This is a genomic window from Shewanella maritima (genome assembly GCF_004295345.1).
In the GTDB taxonomy this organism is placed as follows: domain Bacteria; phylum Pseudomonadota; class Gammaproteobacteria; order Enterobacterales; family Shewanellaceae; genus Shewanella; species Shewanella maritima.
Genome location: NZ_CP036200.1, coordinates 4,337,121 through 4,358,801, shown reverse-complemented (window position 1 = coordinate 4,358,801; position 21,681 = coordinate 4,337,121). Strand labels below are relative to the sequence as shown.

The window sequence follows — 21,681 nt, the reverse complement described above, 5'->3', positions numbered from 1 at the left end:
CCGGAATTAGGAGACTACGATGGAATTAAAGAAATGCCCTAAGTGTTATACCGATGTATGTGTTAACGGAAAATGGTTTCACCATGATCATTTAACCACTAACGCCTACATGCTCAATGGTTCAGATCCGGTTAATGTCGAACTCGCCAAAGTGCCTACAACCGAGACCGAGCTGATTGAAATGCTCAATGAGCAGTTTTAGTTAGCAGCTGTTTTTACCTGCTCACATCTTTGGAGCTAAATTAAAAGCTGGCGTTAATGGCCAGCTTTTTTATGCGAGTTTCCCTACTCATCCCCAACCAAACATTCATTTCACAAGCTGTTGGCACACGGTTTCAGCCTTCCGAATGAAGCTTTGTTAATTTTCGCCAACTGTTCAACATTTTCACTACATTTTGATCATCTAATTAAATTAAAGTTCGGCTGTCACAAACCAGACTTCAGAGTAAGCATCTGAATTTAAACAGGTTTAAACCTTGGCACAGAAGCTGCTAAATCATTGCTATTCAAACGGTGGTGAGTTTCACCAGTAAAATTAATTAAATCGACAAGATGTGGGCAGGTATTCCTATGGAAAGGTTCAACAAACTGACTTTGGCACTTCCTTTTGCAGCGCTACTAACTTTAACGGCTTGTGAGCAAGCACCAGCTGATACCGCAAAAGAGGAAGAAGAAAAACAATATGCAATCCCGGTTGAAACCGCAAAAGTGCAACTGGCCGATGTATCTTCCTTCTACAGCACCACTGCAACCTTAGAAGCACCAGAAGAATCCCACGTTACTACACGTATAGCAGGCTTGATTAAAGCGATTAACGTAGAAGAAGGTGACCGCGTTAAGCAAGGTCAAGTATTAGCGGTGATCAACGCTGAGCGTCAGGAATACGATTACAACCGCGCAGTGGCTGAAGTAAAAATCATTGAGCAAGAGCTAGACCGCTTAAATAAGATGAACAACAAAGAGTTTATTAGCCAAGACACCATGGCGAAACTTGAGTTCAACCTACAAGCAGCTAAAGCGCAGCGCGACCTTGCCAAGCTGCATGTTAAAGAAAGCTTTATCACCTCGCCTATCGACGGCGTGATTGCCAAACGTCACGTCAAAGTTGGCAATATGGCCAAAGAGTTCCAAGAGCTATTTTATGTCGTGAACCAAGATGAGCTGCACGGCATTGTGCACTTGCCTGAGCAACAACTGCCTAGTTTGAAACTTGGTCAACAAGCAAGCGTAATTAGCCAGCACCGCAGCAACTCACCTGTAGCAGTAGATGCAAATGTGCTGCGCATTAGCCCAATTGTCGATGCCCAAAGCGGAACCTTTAAAGTGACATTAGCTGTGCCTAATGAGGATGCGCGTTTAAAAGCCGGTATGTTTACGCGTGTAGAGATTAAATACGATACCCATGAAGACGTACTAGCCGTACCTTACAACGCCCTGATTAACCAAGATAACGTGCATGCTGTGTATGTGATTAACGACACCAAGGCTGAGCGACGCGAAGTCACCCTTGGTTACCGTGAGAACAATCTGGTTGAGGTTATCTCTGGCGTCAATGCTGACGAGCGCATCGTTATTCGCGGTCAGCAAAACCTAAAAGATCAGTCACTGGTAGAAATTGTGACGCCTTTAGGACAGCTCGCCAACAACGCGACTGAGCAAACTAGCCAAGCCGCACCTCAATAAGCACGGAGTCTCACATGTCAATTATCAATACCTCGGTAAAGCGACCAGTTACCGTGTGGATGTTCATGTTCGCCATTATGCTGTTTGGTGTTGTTGGCTTCACACGTTTGGCAGTCAAACTGCTACCAGATTTAAGTTACCCAAGCGTGACTATTCGCACCGCCTATGATGGTGCTGCGCCAGTCGAAGTTGAACAGCTTGTATCTAAGCCGATTGAAGAAGCGGTAGGCGTGGTAAAGGGCCTGCGCAAAATCAGCTCCATTTCACGCTCAGGCATGTCAGATGTAGTGCTTGAGTTTGAATGGGGCACCAACATGGATATGGCAAGCCTTGAAGTGCGTGAAAAGCTTGACACCATTGAGCTGCCACTTGATATCAACAAGCCACTGTTGCTGCGCTTTAACCCTAATCTTGACCCGATTATGCGTCTTGCATTTTCATTGCCCAATGCCACGCCTGAGCAGCTTAAATCTCAGCGCACCTTTGCTGAAGAAGAGCTAAAGCGCCGCTTGGAAGCGCTAACCGGTGTGGCTGCAGTAAGGCTTTCTGGTGGCTTAGAGCAAGAAGTACACATTTTGCTTAACCAGCAAAAGCTGACCCAACTTAACTTGAACGCCGACGATATTAAACGCCGCATTAATCAAGAGAACATCAATTTGTCGGCGGGTAAAGTTATTCAGTCAGACAAAGAATACCTGGTTCGCACCCTAAACCAGTTCCACTCTTTAGAAGAGCTTGGTCAGGTGATTGTGTTTCGCGATGGCCAAAAGCTGGTACGTTTGAATGAAATCGCCACCATTGAAGATGCTTATAAAGAGCGTAGCGATATCACCCGTATTGGTGATTACGAATCAATTGAACTCGCCATTTATAAAGAAGGTGATGCCAACACAGTTGCGGTGGCGAAAAAGCTTAAAGCTGAGTTAGCTAAAATCAACGCCATGCAAGCTGAGCAAAACCAATTAAAGGTTGCTAAAGCATCTACAGAAACGGACAGTGGCGCGGCAAAAGATGATGAGCAATCTGATGGAACAATCGTTGCCAAAGCTCATGCTGATGACGCTACAAATAAAGTAACGGCGCAAGCTGACGAGCAAAACCTGTCGATTATTTACGACCAGTCTGAGTTTATTCAAAGTGCTGTAAACGAAGTCACCTCAGCAGCCTTTATCGGTAGCTTGCTGGCGATGTTAGTTATCTATCTATTTTTGAAAGATATTATCGCTACTTTGATTATCTCAATCTCGATTCCGTTTTCAGTTATCGCCACCTTTAATATGATGTACTTTGCTGAGATCAGCCTAAACATTATGTCGTTAGGCGGTATTGCTCTAGCCATTGGTTTGTTAGTTGACAACGCCATTGTGGTACTAGAAAACATCGACCGCTACAAGGCGCAAGGCTTATCGCGCTTAGATGCGGCCGTAAAAGGCACCAAAGAAGTATCGGGCGCGATTTTCGCATCAACACTGACCACACTGGCAGTATTTATCCCACTGGTGTTTGTCGATGGCATTGCCGGGGCACTGTTTTCAGACCAAGCAATGACGGTCACCTTCGCCCTGCTTGCTTCTTTGTTTGTGGCGTTAACCGCCATTCCTATGCTGGCGTCGCGTCAGGGCTTTAAATCTCTGCCGCAAGCACAAACTGAGCAAGCAAAACCTATGCTCACAACCAAGTGGCAGAAGGTTAAGCACTACAGTGTTGCCGTGCTGACCTTCCCGGTAAAACTGCTATTTAGCTATCTACCAGCTGGGCTGCTAACTCTTGCGATGATTATTGGCCGCTTTATGCGCTGGTTATTTGCGATGATCACCAAGCCGTTTTTGGCGGCGTTTAATCTGGTGTATCGCGCAGTCGAAACTGTGTACCACTCAGTGCTAAAACAAGCGTTAAAGCATCAAGTTATTACCCTTATCATTGCCATCAGTGCAACTATGGGCTGTGCCAGTTTATTCCCACGCCTTGGCATGGAGCTTATTCCGCCGATGAATCAGGGTGAGTTTTATGTGGAGATTTTGCTGCCGCCTGGCACTTCAGTTAGCCAAACTGACCGCGCGCTGCAGCAGCTAGCTTGGTCAATTAACGACATGGAACAGGTTAAGCATGCTTATAGCCAAGCAGGTAGCGGCGGCTTGATGACCTCAGATACCGCCAGAGGCGGTGAAAACTGGGGCCGCTTGCAAGTGGTGCTAAACTCGCCTCAAGCCTATGCTCAGGTAAAACAAGTGCTGCGCAATACCGCAATGAAAATGCCTGAGCTTGAAGCAAACATTGACCACCCTGAGCTATTTAGCTTTAAAACGCCCCTTGAAATTGAGCTTGCAGGTTACGACCTTGCTCAGCTAAAAACGACTGCAGACCGTTTAGTCAGTGCACTGTCGCAATCTGAGCGCTTTATTGATATCAACACCAGCTTGCGTGATGGTCAGCCTGAGATCAGCATTCGTTTTGACCATGACCGTTTAGCCGCGCTGGGTATGGATGCACCTACTGTTGCTAATCGTGTAGCCCAGCGTGTAGGCGGCACTATTGCTAGTCAATACACGGTGCGTGATCGCAAGGTTGATATTTTGGTGCGTAGTGAGCTTGAAGAGCGTAATCACATTAGTGATATCGCCTCGATGATCATTAACCCAAACAGCAGCCAGCCAATTCCACTGAGCGCCATTGCCGATGTTGAGCTACAAACTGGCCCATCAGCCATTAACCGCGTAAGCCAGCAACGTGTGGCCATTGTGTCGTCAAACCTAGCTTATGGCGATTTAACAGAAGCGGTCGCTGAAGCGAATCAAATCCTTAAAGCTCAAGCTATTCCTAGTTCAATTCAAGCACGATTTGGTGGCCAAAATGAAGAAATGGAACACTCATTCCAATCACTTAAAATCGCGTTGGTGCTGGCCGTTTGCTTGGTATATCTAGTCATGGCCAGTCAGTTTGAGTCGCTGCTGCATCCACTATTGATTTTGGTTGCAGTGCCAATGGCGGTCAGCGGCAGCGTATTGGGCTTGTTTATCACGAACACTCACTTGAGCGTGGTGGTATTCATCGGCTTGATTATGCTGGCAGGTATTGTGGTGAATAACGCCATTGTATTGGTTGACCGTATCAATCAGCTACGCCGTCAGGGTAAAGATAAAATTGACGCCATTAGTGAAGCGGCTAAATCGCGCCTGCGTCCAATTTTAATGACCACCATGACTACCACCTTAGGCCTGTTGCCAATGGCAATCGGTGTGGGTGATGGTAGTGAAGTACGTGCGCCAATGGCCATTACCGTGATTTTTGGTTTATGTATCGCCACCGCCCTTACCTTATTGGTTATTCCGGCGCTGTATGGGCTGTTTGACCGCAAACAGTTTAAAGTTGAAACCGATAAAGCGCCTGATGAGAATGCGGCTGCGCAGTTAGTGGAGGAGCGAGTATGAACCTCACCAAACTGGCGCTAAATCGCCCTGTTACCACCAGCATGTTTTTTGTCGCCATTATGCTATTTGGCATGGCGGCAAGCAGACTGCTACCGCTGGAGATGTTCCCTGGCATTGATATACCGCAAATCATGGTAGAAGTGCCTTATAAAGGCTCGACGCCTGCTGAGGTTGAGCGCGAAATCACTAAGGTGCTTGAAGAAGCCTTAGCAACTATGGGCGGCATTGAAGAAATGCGCAGCGACTCGACCCAAGAAGGCGCGTTTATTCGCCTAAATATGAAATGGGGCGAAGCGGTTGCGACTAAAAGCTTAGAGGCGCGAGAGAAAGTCGACTCTGTGCGGCATCTGTTACCACGCGATGTTGAGCGGGTATTTATCCGTCAGTTCTCGACCTCAGATATGCCGATTTTAACCATACGAATTTCAAGTGAGCGTGAGCTTTCCAACGCTTATGACTTACTTGAAAAGCAGCTGCGTAAGCCGTTAGAGCGGGTTGAAGGCGTATCAAAGGTGACCCTTTATGGCGTCGAGCAAAAGCAAGTTGAAATCCGTATAGACGCAGACCGCCTTGCAGCGGCTGGCGTTGGCAGCCAAGCGTTGCAGCAACGTTTAATGCGCGAAAACTTCGTCTTAAGTGCAGGCACGCTGCGCGCTAACAATCAGGTTTATCAGGTATCACCTAAGGGCGAGTTCACTAATCTCGATGACATTAAGCAATTAGTGATCAAACCGGGTGTGCGTTTAGAAGACTTTGCCGATGTCAGCTTTTCACTGCCAGAGAAACGCGAAGGCCGCCGCCTAGATGGTAAGTACGCGGTGGGTTTGGATGTGTTCAAAGAATCAGGCGCTAACCTGGTAGCAGTGTCTGAGCGCGTGCTCAAGGTGATTGAGCAAACCAAACAAGATAAGCAATTTAATGGCATCAAGCTGTTTGTAATGGAAGACCAAGCCTTTGGAGTAAAGTCATCACTTAAAGACTTACTTATCTCAGGCTTGATTGGTGCCCTACTGTCATTTGGCGTGCTGTACCTGTTCTTACGTAACCTCAAGATGACTCTAGTGGTGGTGTCTTCAGTGCCTATCTCACTATGTATGACCTTAGCTGGTATGTACTTTCTAGGCTACACCTTGAACATTCTGTCGATGATGGGACTACTGCTCGCGGTTGGTATGCTGATTGATAACGCAGTGGTAGTAACAGAAAGCGTGCTGCAGGAAAAACAAAAAGCGGCACAGACATCGACTGCATCACTAGATAATCAGGGGCTTCCACTGGGCAAACAGTCACAAGCAGAACAGCCACAAGAGAAAAAAGCGCTACTTCTAGGGGTTGATAAAGTCTCCCTTGCAGTACTTGCCGGTACTTTGACTACCGCAATTGTGTTCTTGCCCAATATTTTTGGCGTTAAGGTTGAGCTCACTATCTTTTTAGAGCATGTGGCGATTTCGATTTGCATTTCGCTTGCCGCATCACTACTTGTTGCTAAAACCTTAATCCCGTTAATGCTGAATGTGTTCGACTTTGAGGTAAAGCCTGAAAAAGAGCCGGGTATGCTAGCAAGGTTTTATCAGCGCAGCTTACACTGGATATTAACCCGCCCGAAACGCTCAGGCGTTGCCGCAATCGTAATTCTGGCATCAACTGCATTGCCGCTGTCGATGGTGCAGCAAGACCAAAGTGACGGTGAAGGTAACGACAGACTGTACATTAACTATCAGCTAAAAGGTCGCCACAGCCTCAATGTCACAGAGTCAGTTATTGACCGCATGGAAACCTATCTGTATGCCAACAAAGAGAAGTTTCATATCGACTCGGTTTACAGCTATTACTCTCCAGATAGCACGCAAACCACCATCCTGCTTGAGAAAGATCTAGATGTAGATATGGCGGCATTGAAGAAAGAGATCCGCGAAGGCTTCCCTAAATACTCGATTGCCACGCCGCAATTTGGTTGGGGCGGCGACAATAATGGTGTGCGCATTACCCTAACAGGTCGCTCTACCACCGAGCTTATCCGCATTAGTGAGCAAGTCGTGCCGCTACTAAGTACCATCGAAGGTTTGGTGGATGTGCGCTCTGAGGTGAACAGTGCCCAGCAAGAAGTCATTGTGATTATTAACCGCGAAATGGCGGCAAGACTTGATTTGCCATTGCAAGAGATTGCCTCGAATGTTGCCATTGCACTGCGTGGTACGCCACTACGTTCATATCGTCATGATCCAAGTGGCGAGCTGCGTATTGAAATGAGCTTTGATAAAAGCTGGCAACAGTCGTTAGAGAACCTAAAGCAGCTGCCTATTGTGCGCCAAGGTGACCGCGTTTATACCTTAGATAGCATTGCGCAAATCAATATTCAGCCAAGGTTTGACACCATTAGGCATTACAATCGCCAAACTGCACTGTCTATTGGTGCCAACCTTGAGGACATGACCACTGAGGAAGCACAAAAGCAAATCACTAAGGTGATGGAAACGGTTAACTTCCCCTATGGTTATGACTATTCGCTGCGCGGTGGATTCCAACGCCAGGATGAAGATCAGGCAATTATGGCAGTAAACATGGTGCTGGCATTGGCAATGATTTACATCGTAATGGCGGCCTTGTTTGAGTCGCTGGTATTGCCAACAGCAATTATCACCTCAATCTTGTTCTCAATTACCGGCGTATTTTGGGGATTATGGATAACCTTTACCCCAATGTCAGTGATGGCAATGATTGGTATTCTGATCTTAATGGGTATTGTGGTAAACAACGGCATTGTGCTGGTTGACCAAATCAATCAGATGACGCCAGAGTTAGGCGAGCTCAGCGATACCATTATCAAGGTGTGTCAGACCCGTTTGCGCCCAGTGTTAATGACAGTCTCCACAACCGTGTTGGGACTGGTGCCGCTTGCTATGGGCGATACCCAAATTGGTGGCGGCGGCCCGCCATATTCACCAATGGCAATAGCAATTATTGGCGGCCTGACCTTTTCGACGGTAACCAGTTTGTACCTAGTACCACTTTGCTACCAAGGCTTGTATGTGATGCGCCATAAGAGTGCGATTAGATTGGGTATTGCAGACCAAACTGCCAAGAGACTGCTGCCTTGGGCTCGTTAATGCCTGTTAGGACTATTAATTAGGGCGATGCGTTAGAACAAGGGTTTTATCCTTCTGATTTACGATAAGTTTACCCCTTAGCGAACCACCAAACACCTAAACGAGACGCTGTGCTGATCGTTTAGGTGTTTTTTTACGTATTTGCAGCTAAGTTGTATATGCGGCCAGCTTTTAGGTTTTACGAAAGCCTAGCCTATGCATCAACAGACTCAAGAGAAAATAATAATTAAACCTGAACTTGGGGTAAGGAAGCGCCAATAACTCTCTAGCTCAGAGTTATACCTGGCATTTAGTTTCTAGCGAGCTAGCTTTGTTTAGTTCAAGGCGAAGCTACGCGTCAATAGCTAGTCTATTGCAAGTAGCTTCAACGAAGAAATGGGCAAAAATAGCCGTTAGAAACCGATTTATTATCCCTAGCTCAGGTTAACTAATAAGGAAGCCCTATGAAGCCATCCCTAGCGCCATCTTCACGCGTTCAACCATTTTCTAGCAAATCAAGATTGCCAAACAAGCTCCAAGGTAACAATCGTACGCGCCCTATTCTGGTGAGCTTTGCATTGTTGCTCACTGCTTTATCAATTTTTTCAGCAAAGGCTGATGATGACAGATTTAAAGATGTTGAGATTAGTGCAACCAAGCTTACCGACAGTGTGTATCTGCTGACTGGCTCTGGCGGCAATATAGGGGTTTCAAGTGGTGAAGATGGACTGCTAATTATTGACGATCAATTTGCGCCGCTAGCAGGTAAAATTGAGCGGGCACTACGTCACTTACATCAACAAGGCGGTGGCAAAGCTGATGCAAGACCCAAATACGTGATTAATACCCACTATCACGGCGATCATACTGGCGGCAATAGCCATTTCGGCGAGCATGGCACCATACTCGCCCATCACAACGTACTGAAACGTTTAAGTGATAACCCAAAAACACCTAAAACTGCACTGCCTGTTATCACCTATGATCAGGGCATCCATATTCATTTTAACAATGACACTTTAGACGTCATTCATCTTGGTGCGGGTCATACCGATGGCGACAGTGTTGTGCACTGGCAGCAAAGTAATGTTATCCACATGGGCGATTTGTACTTTAAAGACCGCTTCCCTTACGTAGATTTAAAAGGCGGCGGCTCTGTAATGGGCTATCGTGATAACATCGCAAAGATCCTACTTAAGATCCCAGACGACATTCAAATCATTCCAGGCCATGGCGAAATGGCCAGTAAAGCTGAGCTTCGCGAGTTTAAGCATATGCTTGATGACAGCATTAACTGGATGCGAGGACAAATTCAGGCGGGTAAATCATTGGAGCAAATCCACGCAGCAGGCGTGCCAGAGAAATACAAAAGCTGGGGCTGGCGGTTTATCACCGAGAAAAGGTGGATTGATACCTTGTATAACGACCTAAGTAAGTAGCCAATTAACAATGGTCATTATTACAATGTGACGAAGTGTCTATTGAGGTAAAAATTTAATGAAAACCATTGGCCTTATTGGCGGCATGAGTTGGCAGTCAACCATGAGTTATTATCAGCTAATTAACACCGAAGTTGGTGAGCGCCTTGGCGGATTACACAGCGCCAAGATTCTTCTTAACAGTGTCGATTTTGCACCTATAGCGCAAATGCAATCTCAAGGTGAATGGCTGCAGGCAACGCAAAGCTTAGCAGAGGCTGCGCAAGCGCTGCAGCTTGCAGGTGCTGATGCAATTGTGATTTGTACCAACACCATGCATAAAGTTGCCGCAGGTGTAGCAAAAGCGGTTACCGTGCCGCTGCTGCACATCGTAGACCCAACAGCGCAGGCCTTGCACTCACAAGGCATCAACAAGGTGGGGTTGCTTGGCACAGGCTTTACCATGCGCGAAGCGTTTTATAAACAGCGCCTTGAAGACAGGTTTGCCATTGACGTTGTAACACCTGATGACAAAGATATGCAGCTAGTGCACGACATAATTTATCAAGAGCTTTGCCATGGCGTGATTAAGACTGAGTCGAAGCAAATTTATCTTGATGTTATCAGAAAGCTCGAAGAGCAAGGCGCGCAAGGGGTAATTTTAGGTTGCACAGAAATCGGCCTTTTGGTTCAACAAGCCGATTGCCAGCTGCCATTATTTGATACCACGTCACTGCATGCCAGCGCTGCGGTTAATTTCATCCTATCGTGATTGCTGAGGCTTAGGCTTAGGCTTAGGCTTAGCTGAATCGTTAATAGAAATAGCTGAAGTTCAAACAAAAATGCCTGGGATTGACTCATGTTATAGAGCCAGCCCAGGCATTTAATTACGTCATTTCTAAAGCTAAAGGCTAGCTTTAAAGATTGATGCTAAAAGCCAGCTCTGAACATTAGCGCTAAAATTAACTCTAGAATTTAGCCCTGAAGGTTAGCGAGGCGAGCAAATGCTGCGTCATATTGCTGCTTTAAATCCGCTACCAAATCACCTGCGCTTTGTACCTTTTTAATCGCGCCGATCCCTTGCCCGCAACCCCAGATATCTTTCCAGGCTTTCTTATCGGTATTACCACCTGAGCCAAAATCCATCTTGCTTGGGTCACTTTCAGGCAAATTGTCAGGGTCCATACCAGCGTTAACAATCGATGGCTTTAGGTAGTTACCATGAATACCAGTAAATAGGTTGCTGTACACTATGTCTTCAGCGCTACTATCGACAATACACTGTTTGTAATCTTCTAGTGCGCGCGCTTCCTTGGTCGAGATAAACGCAGAGCCAATATAACCTAGGTCTGCGCCCATCGCCTGTGCAGCCAAAATAGAATCGCCGTTGGCAATTGAGCCAGATAATAATAACGGGCCATCAAACCATTCACGAATTTCTGAAATAAGTGCCAGTGGCGATTGGGTGCCTGCATGGCCACCTGCGCCTGCAGCCACTGCAATTAAACCATCTGCACCCTTGGCAATGGCCTTCTTTGCAAAGGTATTATTGATGATATCATGCAATACAATTCCGCCATATGAATGCACAGCTTCATTCACTTCGACGCGCGCGCCCAAAGAGGTGATCACAATCGGCACCTTGTACTTAACACACAGGGCTAAATCTTCTTCTAAGCGATTGTTCGAGCGGTGCACAATCTGATTAACCGCAAAAGGCGCTGCTGGCTTGTCTGGGTTTGCCTTATTGTACGTTGCTAACTCTTCGGTAATTTGAATAAGCCATTTTTCAAACTCACCCTCGCCTCTCGCGTTTAGTGACGGGAATGAGCCTACAATGCCCGCCTTACATTGGGCAATGACCAGCTCAGGGCCAGAAATAATAAATAGCGGCGCAGCGACTGCTGGCACAGATAAACCTTGTTTTAAAATTGGAGGAACAGCCATTACCAGATTTCCTTGTTATTGAGTACACCTTTATTATTCATCGTTACAAGATAAAAAGAATGACACCACATCACATAAACTTGACACTTTATAACAACATTTGCCTAAATATAGATAAATACTCCTTATAAATTGACACCAATAAACAAAACCTATGGTAAGTCATTCAAGCAACAACGTCTCAATCAATAATATCTCGATCAGCGTGGCATTCGCGCAAACCGCACTAGCCAAAGTGCCAATTAGCGATGATGAGAAATCCAACATTCTGCAGCAATGTCGTATCCCGAGCCAATTACTCATGCAGCCAAGTGCACGTATCTCACTGCGCCAGTATGGCGAGTTGATCACTCAGTTAATGCTTGCGGGTAAAGATGAGTTACTCGGACATGGCGAGCAGATTTTGCCGATTGGCAATTTCGCGATAATGAGCCACTTTATGATCACCGCTAAAAACCTTGAGCACGTGCTAAAACGCCTCAAGCAATATAATCAGGTGATGGGCAATGACTTAAGTATTGAGATTGAAATCGTTGCAGATGAATGTCAGGTATCGCTGCCAAAACTAGATTTAGCTTTGCAATCACAGCTATTTGTGTATGAGTTTGGCTTGTTCTTTATTCACCGCATGCTCAGTTGGTACAGTCAGTCGATTATACCCATCACAGCGATTGAATTGCCCTTTGCTGCGCCTGTGCACGCGAGAGACTACGCATTGGTCTTTTACGGCGCACCCATTAAGTTTAACGCACCGAGAGCTAAGCTCAGTTTCGACAAACGCTTACTCGTAAAAGAAAATAAACGCGGCTTAGCAGCACTTGAGCAGCTGCTAACAAACCCTATTGCAAACTTGTTGATGCTGCAGTTTCACAGCCAAAGTTACTCTGCCCGAGTGGGAAAAATACTGCAAAGTACGCTACAAGCGCAAATACCCGAAATACCTGAGCTCCCAAGCTTAGATAAAGTCGCAGCCAAGCTTAACCTTGCACCTTATACCTTACAAAGAAGATTGAGCGATGAGGGCAATAGCTTTATCGCGTTAAAGAATCAACTCAAGCGCGACAAGGCCATTGAGCTACTCGCTCACAGTGAACTGTCGATAGAGCAAATCAGCCATTATTTAGGATTTGCAGAAACCAGCCCTTTCACCCGCACCTTTAAACAATGGACAGGCGTGCCACCTAGTGCCTATCGCAAACGCTAAAGCGCACACAAAAATGCCACTGAATGATGACTCAATCAGTGGCATTTAATAGCTAATCGACTAAACCAATAGACTCAGTTATGAAGCCTTTTTAGCTTTCGCTTTTGGTTTCTTCTTGGTGTTTTCAGCAACCCATTTACCTGCGATAAACTTAGCTGACCAACCTGTGGCTTTACCGTCTTTCTCACTGGCAACGTATTGCTCTTTGGTCTTACGGCTAAACTTCACCAGCGTTGGGTTACCGTCGTCATCTTTCACCGGTGCATCAGCTAAGAACTGGTACTTAGGCCATAGTAACTCACGGTATTTAACCAGCTCTTCAACCAAAGGCGCACGGGTTTCGCGCGATTTCGGGAAGGTGCTAGCCGCTAAGAAGATACCTGCTGCGCCATCACGTAGTACAAAGTGCGCATCTGACTTAGTACATTTTAGCTCTGGCAAGAAGATAGGATCTTCCTTTGGTGGCGCCGCTTCACCGCTTTTCAGCAGTTTACGGGTGTTCTTACAATCTGGGTTAGTACAACCAAAGTACTTACCAAAACGGCCATTCTTCAGCTCCATATCACTGCCGCACTTGTCGCACTCAATGATAGGACCATCGTAACCCTTGATCTTAAAGGTGCCTTCTTCGACGTCAAAGCCTTCACATGTTGGGTTATTACCACACACATGCAGTTTACGCTTCTCATCGATTAGGTAGCTGTCCATGGCGGTGCCGCAGATTTTACAACGCTTCTTAGCGCGCAGTGCATCAGTTTCACCTTCTTCGGTGTCACTTACCGCTTCTTCACCTGGCGTTAAGTTAAGTGTGGTTTTGCAGCGCTCTTTTGGTGGTAATGCATAACCAGAACAACCTAGGAATACACCCGTTGAACCAGTACGAATACCCATTGGACGACCACATGTCGGGCACTCAATGTCAGTGACGACCATCTCATTCGGGCGCATACCGCCTTCTTCAGGGGCTAACTCAGCTTTACCTAGTTGCTTGGTAAAATCACCATAGAAACCGTCGAGTACCTTCTTCCAATCAAGCTTACCTTGAGCCACATCATCAAGTGTTTGCTCCATGCCAGCGGTAAAGTCGTAGCTCATTAAATCATTAAAGCTATCTACCAGACGCTCGCTGACAATCTCACCCATCTTCTCAGCGAAGAAACGGCGATTTTCAACTTTCACGTAACCACGGTCTTGAATAGTCGAAATAATAGTAGCGTAAGTTGATGGACGGCCAATACCACGCTTTTCTAGCTCTTTTACTAGCGATGCTTCACTGTAACGTGCAGGCGGCTTGGTAAAGTGCTGCTTAGGCATTAGGTCTGCAAGGGTTAAACTATCGCCCTTTTCAACCACTGGCAAGGTGTTGTCTTCTTCGTTTTTCTTGCTCATTGGCGGCTGCACGCGCGTCCAACCATCAAAGCGCAAGGTACGTCCACTGGCTTTCAGCTCGTAATCGCCAGCGGTAACAGTTAAACGCGTTGCATCGTATTTTGCAGGTGTCATCTGACACGCAACAAACTGACGCCAAATTAGTTCATACAGGCGCTGCGCATCACGCTCCATGTCAGTCAATGAAGCAGACTTCACTTTAACATTCGATGGACGAATCGCTTCGTGCGCCTCTTGCGCGCCTTCTTTGCTACCGTAACGAATAGGATCTTTCGGTAGGTACTTATCACCATACTCGCCGCCGATCAGCTCACGCACATTATCCAGTGCTTCTTGGCTTAAGTTGGTCGAGTCGGTACGCATATAAGTGATGTGACCGGCCTCGTATAGGCGCTGCGCCATCATCATGGTTTTCTTCACGCCAAAGCCTAAACGGGTTGATGCCGCTTGCTGCAGTGTTGAAGTAATATAAGGTGCAGACGGTCTGCTTGACGTTGCTTTGTCTTCACGGCCAGTAACCGTAAAGCTTGCGTCTTTCAGCGCATCAACGGCAACTTGTGCTTGCGCTTCATTAATCGGGTTAAATGCCGCAGATTGATACTTGCTGACCTGCATTTTTAGCGCTTCAGCACTGCTGGTATTTAGCTTGGCATGAATGTCCCAAAACTCTTCAGGAACAAAGGCTTTAATCTCGCCTTCACGCTCTACCACTAAGCGTACAGCAACTGATTGCACACGCCCTGCTGATAAACCACGTGCTACTTTTTTCCATAATAATGGTGACACCATAAAGCCCACAACACGGTCGAGAAAACGACGTGCTTGTTGAGCATTAACCATATTGGTATCAAGTGCCGATGGTTTACTAAATGCATCTTGAATCGCAGATTTAGTGATCTCGTTGAACACTACGCGTTGATAGCGTGAGTCTTCACCGCCGATAATTTCTTGCAAGTGCCAGGCAATGGCTTCCCCTTCGCGGTCCAAATCGGTTGCGAGATAGATTTGGTCAGCTGACTCTGCAAGGGTTTTAAGTTCTTTTACGACTTTTTCTTTGCCGGGAAGAATTTGATACTTAGCCGCCCAAGACTTTTCAGGGTTAACCCCATGCGAGCAACCAAGGCTTTTTGATCACGTGCTTTCTTATATTTGGCTTTTTCTTCAGGTGACATTTTGCGCACTTCAGCAGCAGTTTTGCCGCCCTTGCTGCCATCTGATGTCGACGACGTTGGCAAATCACGGACGTGACCTACACTCGACTTAACGATGTATTCTTTACCAAGATATTTGTTGATTGTCTTGGCTTTGGCCGGTGATTCGACAATAACTAGCGATTTACCCATAAATTAATTTACGCCAAATAGTCTCAAAGGATAGAAAATTGGTTACATATATAGAGTGTTGCGCCGCGAGTTTCAAGTTAATCGCGTTTTTATGTGTCCAGTGTGCCATTTTTTAATCAAATTAAAAAAATGTAAAAAAATTTTTTGCGTTATTAAAAAGTAATATTTCATATTTACCTAACAAGCAATCACTATTGTGCATTTTTAGTCACTTTTATTATATTGGACAAAAATAGTACGACTTGTGAAGCCCTTGCGCATGAGTATACTGGCGGTAAATTAGCAACCACTGAGATGCAGTATTGTGCAAAACATTCGGTGGCGAAGTTCTATTTTTATGCAATAGACTTTTGTTGCAAAAACTCGCTAATCACGGCAGTTTGCCCCCATAATTACAATAATTCACTGACTTCAAGGAATACGAATGAAACACTTCGAAGCGAACTTTGATGGACTGGTTGGCCCAACCCACAACTATGCTGGCTTATCTTTTGGTAACGTAGCCTCTTATAGCAACGCTGCGCAAGCATCAAACCCAAAAGCCGCTGCCAAGCAAGGCTTAGCCAAAGCAAAAGCCTTGGCTGACTTAGGCATGGTTCAAGGTGTATTAGCGCCGCAAGAGCGTCCTGATCTTTATTCGCTTCGTCGTATGGGCTTTAGCGGCAGTGACGCGGAAGTGTTAACCCAAGCAGCTAAACAAGCACCTATGCTATTAAATGCCTGCTGCAGCGCGTCAAGTATGTGGACGGCAAACGCTGCAACCGTATCGCCATCAGCCGATACTCGTAATGGTAAAGTACACTTCACTCCAGCGAATCTGGTTGACAAGCTTCACCGCTCAATCGAGCCAACAACTACCGGCAACATCTTAAAAGCAACATTTAGCGATGAGAAACACTTCCAGCATCACCAACATTTACCTGAGCATGCAAGCTTTGGTGACGAAGGTGCTGCAAACCATACGCGCCTATGTAGCGATTATGGTCACGCTGGCGTTGAGCTATTTGTATACGGCCAACAGGCGATGAACCCAAATGCGCCTAAGCCAAAGAAATTCCCTGCCCGTCAAACCCTTGAAGCTTCTCAAGCTGTTGCGCGTTTGCATCAATTAGATGATGAAAGCTGCGTATTCATGCAGCAAAATCCTGATGTCATTGACCAGGGTGTATTCCATAACGACGTTATTTCTGTGGGCAACCAAAATGTGCTGTTCTACCACGAACAGGCATTTGTAGATACGGCAGCTAAGTTTGATGAAATCCGCCGAAAAATGAACGCTGACGTACACTTTGTGAAAGTGGCAACTGAGCAGGTTTCAATTCAAGATGCGGTTAAGAGCTACCTGTTCAACACGCAAATCATCACCCTACCAAACGGTGAAATGGCGATCATTGCGCCAACAGATTGTGAAGAAAACCCAGCGGTTCACGCTTATCTAAACGAGCTAGTGACACTTGGCACACCGATTAAGCAAGTGCGCTACTATGACGTGAAGCAAAGCATGCAGAATGGTGGCGGCCCAGCTTGTCTGCGTTTACGTGTAGCAATGAACGAGCAAGAAGTGGCTGCGGTTAACCAACACACCTTAATGAATGATGCACTATTTACTCGCTTAAATACCTGGGTAGATAAGCACTATCGCGATACGCTAACGGTTGCTGATTTAGCTGACCCACAGTTAATTATAGAGTCGCGCACCGCACTTGATGAATTAACCCAAGTCTTAAAACTTGGCAGCGTTTACCAGTTCCAAAAATAAACGCTAACGACTGCTAATCAGTTCAATAAAGAATGGACACTAAAAAACTGCATAGTGATATGCGGTTTTTTGTTTGTTCGTAGCTTTAATTGTCTTAACGCTACTATTTAACCTGAACTCGGGATAAGGAAGTGCCAATGGCTCTCTCATCCAGAGCTATACCCCGCATTAAGTTTATAGCGAGATAGTTTTGTTTAGTTCAAGGCGAAGCTACGCGTCAATAGCTAGTCTATTGCAAGTGGCTTCAACGCTCTCTCTACTAAGATACGGGCAAAAATAGCCGTTAGAAACCGTTTTATTATCCCGAGCTCAGGTTATTTATATATGGTGTTATATATCGTGATATCTATTGCTCAAATGCAAGCTAGTGGTTTTCGATTTATGTCGTGAGTTTTTCAATATCAATGAACTGACTTGCTTGCTCAGCATTTGCGTTATCGAGGTGAGGAATATAGCCAAGAAATGGGCTAGTCATTAGCGTTTTTAAACTCGCTAAGTTGGCTTCAATTTCACTCATTTCCCCGTCCACTTGATTGGCAAACCAACCCGCAATTTCCAGCCCATCAGCCTCAATCGCTTGCTGAGTTAACAGCGCATGGTTCAAACATCCAAGTTTCATGCCCACAACCAGTATCACACCGAGTATCTCACCATCGCGACTTAAACCTTGATTAAGCTGCTTAATCGCCCGAGACATAAGCTGATCGCCGCCTAATGGTAACAGCCAGCCACCAGCGCCTTCGATTAAGGCAAAGTCAACATCCTTTATTGGTGCCTGGTTTATTAGCTCAACGACCCGCTGCTCAGTTAGCGCTACCCCTTGATTGGCCGCGGCAATATGCGGCGCTATAGCAGGCTCAAACGCGATAGGGTTAACAGTGTGATAATCAAGCTCCACATTAGCCTGTTCCATCAAGGCTAAGGCATCGGCGTTACGGAGCCCTTCACTTGTCACTTCACAACCTGACGCTATAGGTTTTAAGCCAAATTTACTGCCTTTAGCTAAAGACAGCAGCGCCGATGACACCAAGGTTTTGCCGCTATCGGTATCGGTTCCTGTCACAAAGTAAATCAATGTCTTTATCCTTTTACTATCGCGCTTTGCTAGTAGTTACAAATAAGCCAGTTAAAAGCTAGGCCTTTGTCGCTAACTTTTCAGCGTGAATAATGGCGATATGGTAAGTCAAAGGTATGCCCTCGGTAGTTCTTAACCCCTCAGCCAACTTTTGTCTTTGTCGCCATTGAGACTTAGTTAACGCCTCACCCGCTTCACTGTCTGAGCTTACAGATGCGCCCACACCTTTTATGGAATATAACAGCGATTTAAGGCTATCAAAATGCACGGTCACCTTTTCAACTTTGGCGTGTTTGATCAACCAGTTTTGACTGACCAGCGACTGCTCGCTAGCGCACGGCTCACCAGTTACTGCTTGCAAATTGGCGCCACTGACGACGCCAAAAGCACTCATCACTTTGGGCATGCTTAAAAAGCGGTTTACTCTGAATCCAAGCGCCTTAAGTTCAGGCAAACTGCCATCGACCACAGTCGCAATAAAACAGTTGCCAGATGGCAATAGCACGCGATTAAGCTGTGATGTCGCTTTGGGTAAATTGTCACACCACTGCAGCGCGAGGTTTGAATACACATTGGCTGTACAGTCATCGCTAAGCGTTAGGTTTTGCACATCGCATTGTAAGGTCTGATACTCGGGAAAATTAGCACCTAGCTGAGCTAGCATTCCTGGCGCAATATCAACACCAGTTACTTGGTCTACTTGGCTAAATGCTGAAAAATCCGTACCTGGACCACAGCCAATATCAAGTAACGGGCCTTTCAAGGGCGCAGCGATATCTTGCTTGTGCATTAACTCATGTAAGCGCGATGCGGTTTGCCGTTGCACCACGTCATGCTGCTTATAACAAGTGGCAGCTTGAGAAAATGTGTTGGCGACGTTCGGCTTTGATGTCATAAAGTTAATACGGCTCTTAAAACTGTTTGTGTGATAAAAATGGTTTTTGCCTTTGTATCGTTCTACGGATGCACCGATGAGCCTACTCAGCTAACTTAAAGACAAAGATAACGCATCAACCAAATTGGTAATTTGCTCGCTTGTATGAGTGGCAGATAAGGTAATCCGCAATCTGGCAGCACCTTTGGGCACCGTTGGCGAGCGTATTGCGCCCACTACAAAGCCAAGCTTTGATAGCTTATTTGCCAGCGCAACAACTTCGCTATCTGCACCAATAATGATTGGCTGAATAGGTGTAGCAGAATCAGCTAATAGATACTGACTGCTCACATCAGATTGCTGATACAGCGACCGAAACAGGGCAATATTATTATTTAGCTTGTCGATTAGCGTTGGCGTGGCTTGGATATAGTTAATTGCCGCAAGCGCCACATGAGCATTGGCAGGCGATAAGGCTGTGGAGTAAATATAGTGGCGAGCATTAGCAACTAAATAATCAATTACCTGCTGTGAGCCTAATACCGCAGCGCCCTGACAACCGAGTGCTTTACCAAAAGTGACCACTTGAATATCAGCAATGTCAGCTGTAACTGCGCTTAGCCCGTTACTGTTAACCTGTTCACCAATGCCCGTTATCCCAAAACCGTGGGCGTCATCGACAATCAGCCAGCTGCCGTGTTGCTTGCAAAGCGCTGATAACTCGTTAAGTGGCGCTTTATCCCCGTCCATACTAAATGTACTTTCAGTCAACACCACTGTAGGTTCAAGTTTGGTCAGGATTCGCTGCGCGCTTTCTATATCGTTGTGTAAAAAGCGTTTTAGTTTCGCGCCACTATGCTTGATACCATCAATAACACTGGCGTGAATAAGCTTGTCAGCGACAACTGTGTTATCACTATCAAATAGGGTTTCTATTAAAGCTGAATTAGCACTAAACCCTGAGCAAAATAGCAAACAAGCTTGATGGCCAGTCGCCTGGCAAAGAGCCTGCTCTAGGGCTTGATGCGCCTGACTATATCCAGAAACAAGTGGTGAGGCTTTCGCGCCAACACCATAACGCTCAGCGCCCTCAGTGGCAGCTGCTTTCATTGGCTCACAGCTTGCCAAACCAAGATAGTCATTGTGGCTAAAATCAATTAACCCAGCGCCCACAACGCGGCGCTGACGCAATCTACCGGCATCTGCTAATTGCTTGGTTTTCTGCGCCATTTTAGCTTGGAGTGGATGCACCATGCTCTCTAACTTTATCATCAATGAGCCTAAAGATACTTTATCGAACTGCCAGTTAAGTGTTACAGCGCAGCTGCATCATAAAACTGCATGGTGTCACGATCTTTTTTGGCTTTTGCGCTAGCAATAAGTTGCTCATCTTTATCAAGATCGGCATCAGCAACGGCTTGAGGACCTTGCTCAGGGTGCAAGCCCAGTTTCTTAAACAACATCATGTCGTCGTTTTCTTCTGGGTTTGGTGTGGTAAGTAGTTTGCAGCCATAGAAAATTGAGTTGGCACCAGCAAAGAAACACATAGACTGTAGCTCTTCGGTCATATTCTCGCGCCCAGCTGATAAACGAACTCGCGACAGTGGCATAGTAATACGGGCAACAGCAATGGTGCGGACAAACTCAAGCGGGTCGAGATCATCTAGCTTCTCAAATGGCGTACCTGCAACTTTAACCAGCATATTAATTGGTACAGAATCTGGGTGCTTATCCATATTAGCGAGCTGCTGAATAAGACCTGCACGATCACTTGCTTGCTCACCCATGCCGACAATACCGCCAGAGCAAACTTTCATGCCTGATGCGCGCACATTGTCTAGGGTATCTAAACGATTTTGATAGGTACGCGTGGTAATAATGTCGCCATAGTACTCAGGTGAGGTATCTAGGTTGTGGTTGTAATAATCTAGGCCAGCGTCTGCTAACTGATCAGACTGCTCTTTTGACAACATGCCCAGTGTCATGCAGGTTTCCATACCCAGCGCTTTAACATCTTTTACCATTTGCGTTAGGTATGGCATGTCGCGCTCACGCGGGTTACGCCAGGCCGCGCCCATGCAAAAGCGTGATGCACCAGCGGCTTTGGCACTTTTTGCCTCGGTTAGCACTTTTTCAATTTCCATCAAGCGCTCTTTTTCAAGCCCCGTGTCATAACGAGCACTTTGCGGGCAATACTTACAATCTTCAGGACAAGCGCCAGTTTTAATCGAAAGTAAACGGCTTATCTGCACTTCGTTAGGGTCAAAGTTTTCACGATGGATACTATGCGCCTTAAACAAGAGATCATTCATTGGCAGCGCAAACAGAGCTTCAATTTCAGCTTTAGTCCAATCGTGACGAACAATAGCTAACGACATAACAACCTATCCTTTTTATGATTTTCTGTTGGCTAGGATACTTTGAGGCCGTAAACTGTCAATCTGACCAGTGGCGCAAACTATACTAACGGTTAAA

13 protein-coding genes and 1 pseudogene are annotated in these 21,681 nt (G+C 46.1%); 8 read left to right on the top strand and 6 right to left on the bottom strand.

The genetic code is table 11. The annotated features are described in order from the left end of the window. The first annotated feature begins 19 nt into the window (after positions 1–19). The 6 genes from EXU30_RS18475 (at position 20) to EXU30_RS18450 (ending at position 10,387) form a co-directional block, all read left to right on the top strand. Positions 20–202: a hypothetical protein gene (locus tag EXU30_RS18475; protein ID WP_130602533.1), complete on the top strand. Its 183-nt coding sequence runs from the start codon at positions 20–22 to the stop codon at positions 200–202. Between the two features lie 368 nt (positions 203–570). Then, positions 571–1,683: an efflux RND transporter periplasmic adaptor subunit gene (locus tag EXU30_RS18470; protein ID WP_130602531.1), complete on the top strand. Its 1,113-nt coding sequence runs from the start codon at positions 571–573 to the stop codon at positions 1,681–1,683. A gap of 14 nt (positions 1,684–1,697) precedes the next feature. Beyond that, a complete protein-coding gene (locus EXU30_RS18465; protein WP_130602529.1) occupies positions 1,698–5,111 on the top strand; it encodes an efflux RND transporter permease subunit in 3,414 nt (1,137 codons plus the stop codon). Beyond that, complete coding sequence (locus tag EXU30_RS18460; RefSeq protein WP_130602527.1) at positions 5,108–8,218, top strand: efflux RND transporter permease subunit; 3,111 nt, start codon at positions 5,108–5,110, stop codon at positions 8,216–8,218. Before EXU30_RS18465 ends, EXU30_RS18460 begins: the two co-directional genes overlap by 4 nt. Before the next feature lie 443 nt (positions 8,219–8,661). Further along, the gene (locus EXU30_RS18455) at positions 8,662–9,636 is read left to right on the top strand and encodes an MBL fold metallo-hydrolase (protein ID WP_130602525.1); all 975 of its coding nucleotides are present in this window, start codon (positions 8,662–8,664) and stop codon (positions 9,634–9,636) included. Positions 9,637–9,694: 58 nt separating this feature from the next. Then, positions 9,695–10,387 (top strand): aspartate/glutamate racemase family protein, encoded by a 693-nt coding sequence (locus EXU30_RS18450; RefSeq protein ID WP_130602523.1) that lies wholly within the window; start codon positions 9,695–9,697, stop codon positions 10,385–10,387. Positions 10,388–10,590: 203 nt separating this feature from the next. Here EXU30_RS18450 and EXU30_RS18445 read toward each other — a convergent pair whose 3' ends face one another. Continuing rightward, positions 10,591–11,562: an NAD(P)H-dependent flavin oxidoreductase gene (locus EXU30_RS18445; RefSeq protein WP_130602521.1), complete on the bottom strand. Its 972-nt coding sequence runs from the start codon at positions 11,560–11,562 to the stop codon at positions 10,591–10,593. Positions 11,563–11,716: 154 nt separating this feature from the next. On the opposite strand from EXU30_RS18445, the gene EXU30_RS18440 reads away from it, so the two are divergent. Further along, the gene (locus EXU30_RS18440; RefSeq protein ID WP_130602519.1) at positions 11,717–12,766 is read left to right on the top strand and encodes an AraC family transcriptional regulator; all 1,050 of its coding nucleotides are present in this window, start codon (positions 11,717–11,719) and stop codon (positions 12,764–12,766) included. 78 nt (positions 12,767–12,844) lie between these two features. On the opposite strand, the pseudogene topA reads toward EXU30_RS18440, so the two are convergent. Continuing rightward, a pseudogene (gene topA / locus EXU30_RS18435) lies at positions 12,845–15,498 on the bottom strand (type I DNA topoisomerase). A 424-nt stretch (positions 15,499–15,922) separates the two neighbouring features. Here topA and astB point away from each other — a divergent pair. After that, entirely contained in the window at positions 15,923–17,257 is a 1,335-nt protein-coding gene (astB, locus tag EXU30_RS18430) for an N-succinylarginine dihydrolase (RefSeq protein WP_130602517.1), read from the top strand. 379 nt (positions 17,258–17,636) lie between these two features. Here the strand turns inward: astB and bioD are convergent, their stop codons facing one another. The 4 genes from bioD to bioB all read right to left on the bottom strand — a co-directional run bounded on the left by bioD (position 17,637) and on the right by bioB (position 21,584). After that, positions 17,637–18,329, bottom strand: a complete 693-nt coding sequence (gene bioD, locus EXU30_RS18425; RefSeq protein ID WP_130603611.1) for a dethiobiotin synthase — start codon at positions 18,327–18,329, stop codon at positions 17,637–17,639. A 61-nt stretch (positions 18,330–18,390) separates the two neighbouring features. Then, positions 18,391–19,227, bottom strand: a complete 837-nt coding sequence (locus EXU30_RS18420; RefSeq protein WP_130602515.1) for a methyltransferase domain-containing protein — start codon at positions 19,225–19,227, stop codon at positions 18,391–18,393. Between the two features lie 90 nt (positions 19,228–19,317). Next, positions 19,318–20,478 (bottom strand): aminotransferase class I/II-fold pyridoxal phosphate-dependent enzyme, encoded by a 1,161-nt coding sequence (locus tag EXU30_RS18415; protein ID WP_242620263.1) that lies wholly within the window; start codon positions 20,476–20,478, stop codon positions 19,318–19,320. A gap of 41 nt (positions 20,479–20,519) precedes the next feature. Further along, positions 20,520–21,584, bottom strand: a complete 1,065-nt coding sequence (gene bioB / locus EXU30_RS18410) for a biotin synthase BioB (RefSeq protein WP_130602513.1) — start codon at positions 21,582–21,584, stop codon at positions 20,520–20,522. Positions 21,585–21,681: the final 97 nt, after the last annotated feature.

Coding starts and splice junctions, on each gene's coding strand:
- EXU30_RS18475 (WP_130602533.1), top strand. CDS start 20: ATGGAATTAAAGAAATGCCCTAAGTGTTATACCGATGTATGTGTTAAC.
- EXU30_RS18470 (WP_130602531.1), top strand. CDS start 571: ATGGAAAGGTTCAACAAACTGACTTTGGCACTTCCTTTTGCAGCGCTA.
- EXU30_RS18465 (WP_130602529.1), top strand. CDS start 1,698: ATGTCAATTATCAATACCTCGGTAAAGCGACCAGTTACCGTGTGGATG.
- EXU30_RS18460 (WP_130602527.1), top strand. CDS start 5,108: ATGAACCTCACCAAACTGGCGCTAAATCGCCCTGTTACCACCAGCATG.
- EXU30_RS18455 (WP_130602525.1), top strand. CDS start 8,662: ATGAAGCCATCCCTAGCGCCATCTTCACGCGTTCAACCATTTTCTAGC.
- EXU30_RS18450 (WP_130602523.1), top strand. CDS start 9,695: ATGAAAACCATTGGCCTTATTGGCGGCATGAGTTGGCAGTCAACCATG.
- EXU30_RS18445 (WP_130602521.1), bottom strand. CDS start 11,562: ATGGCTGTTCCTCCAATTTTAAAACAAGGTTTATCTGTGCCAGCAGTC.
- EXU30_RS18440 (WP_130602519.1), top strand. CDS start 11,717: ATGGTAAGTCATTCAAGCAACAACGTCTCAATCAATAATATCTCGATC.
- astB (WP_130602517.1), top strand. CDS start 15,923: ATGAAACACTTCGAAGCGAACTTTGATGGACTGGTTGGCCCAACCCAC.
- EXU30_RS18420 (WP_130602515.1), bottom strand. CDS start 19,227: ATGACATCAAAGCCGAACGTCGCCAACACATTTTCTCAAGCTGCCACT.
- EXU30_RS18415 (WP_242620263.1), bottom strand. CDS start 20,478: ATGATAAAGTTAGAGAGCATGGTGCATCCACTCCAAGCTAAAATGGCG.
- bioB (WP_130602513.1), bottom strand. CDS start 21,584: ATGTCGTTAGCTATTGTTCGTCACGATTGGACTAAAGCTGAAATTGAA.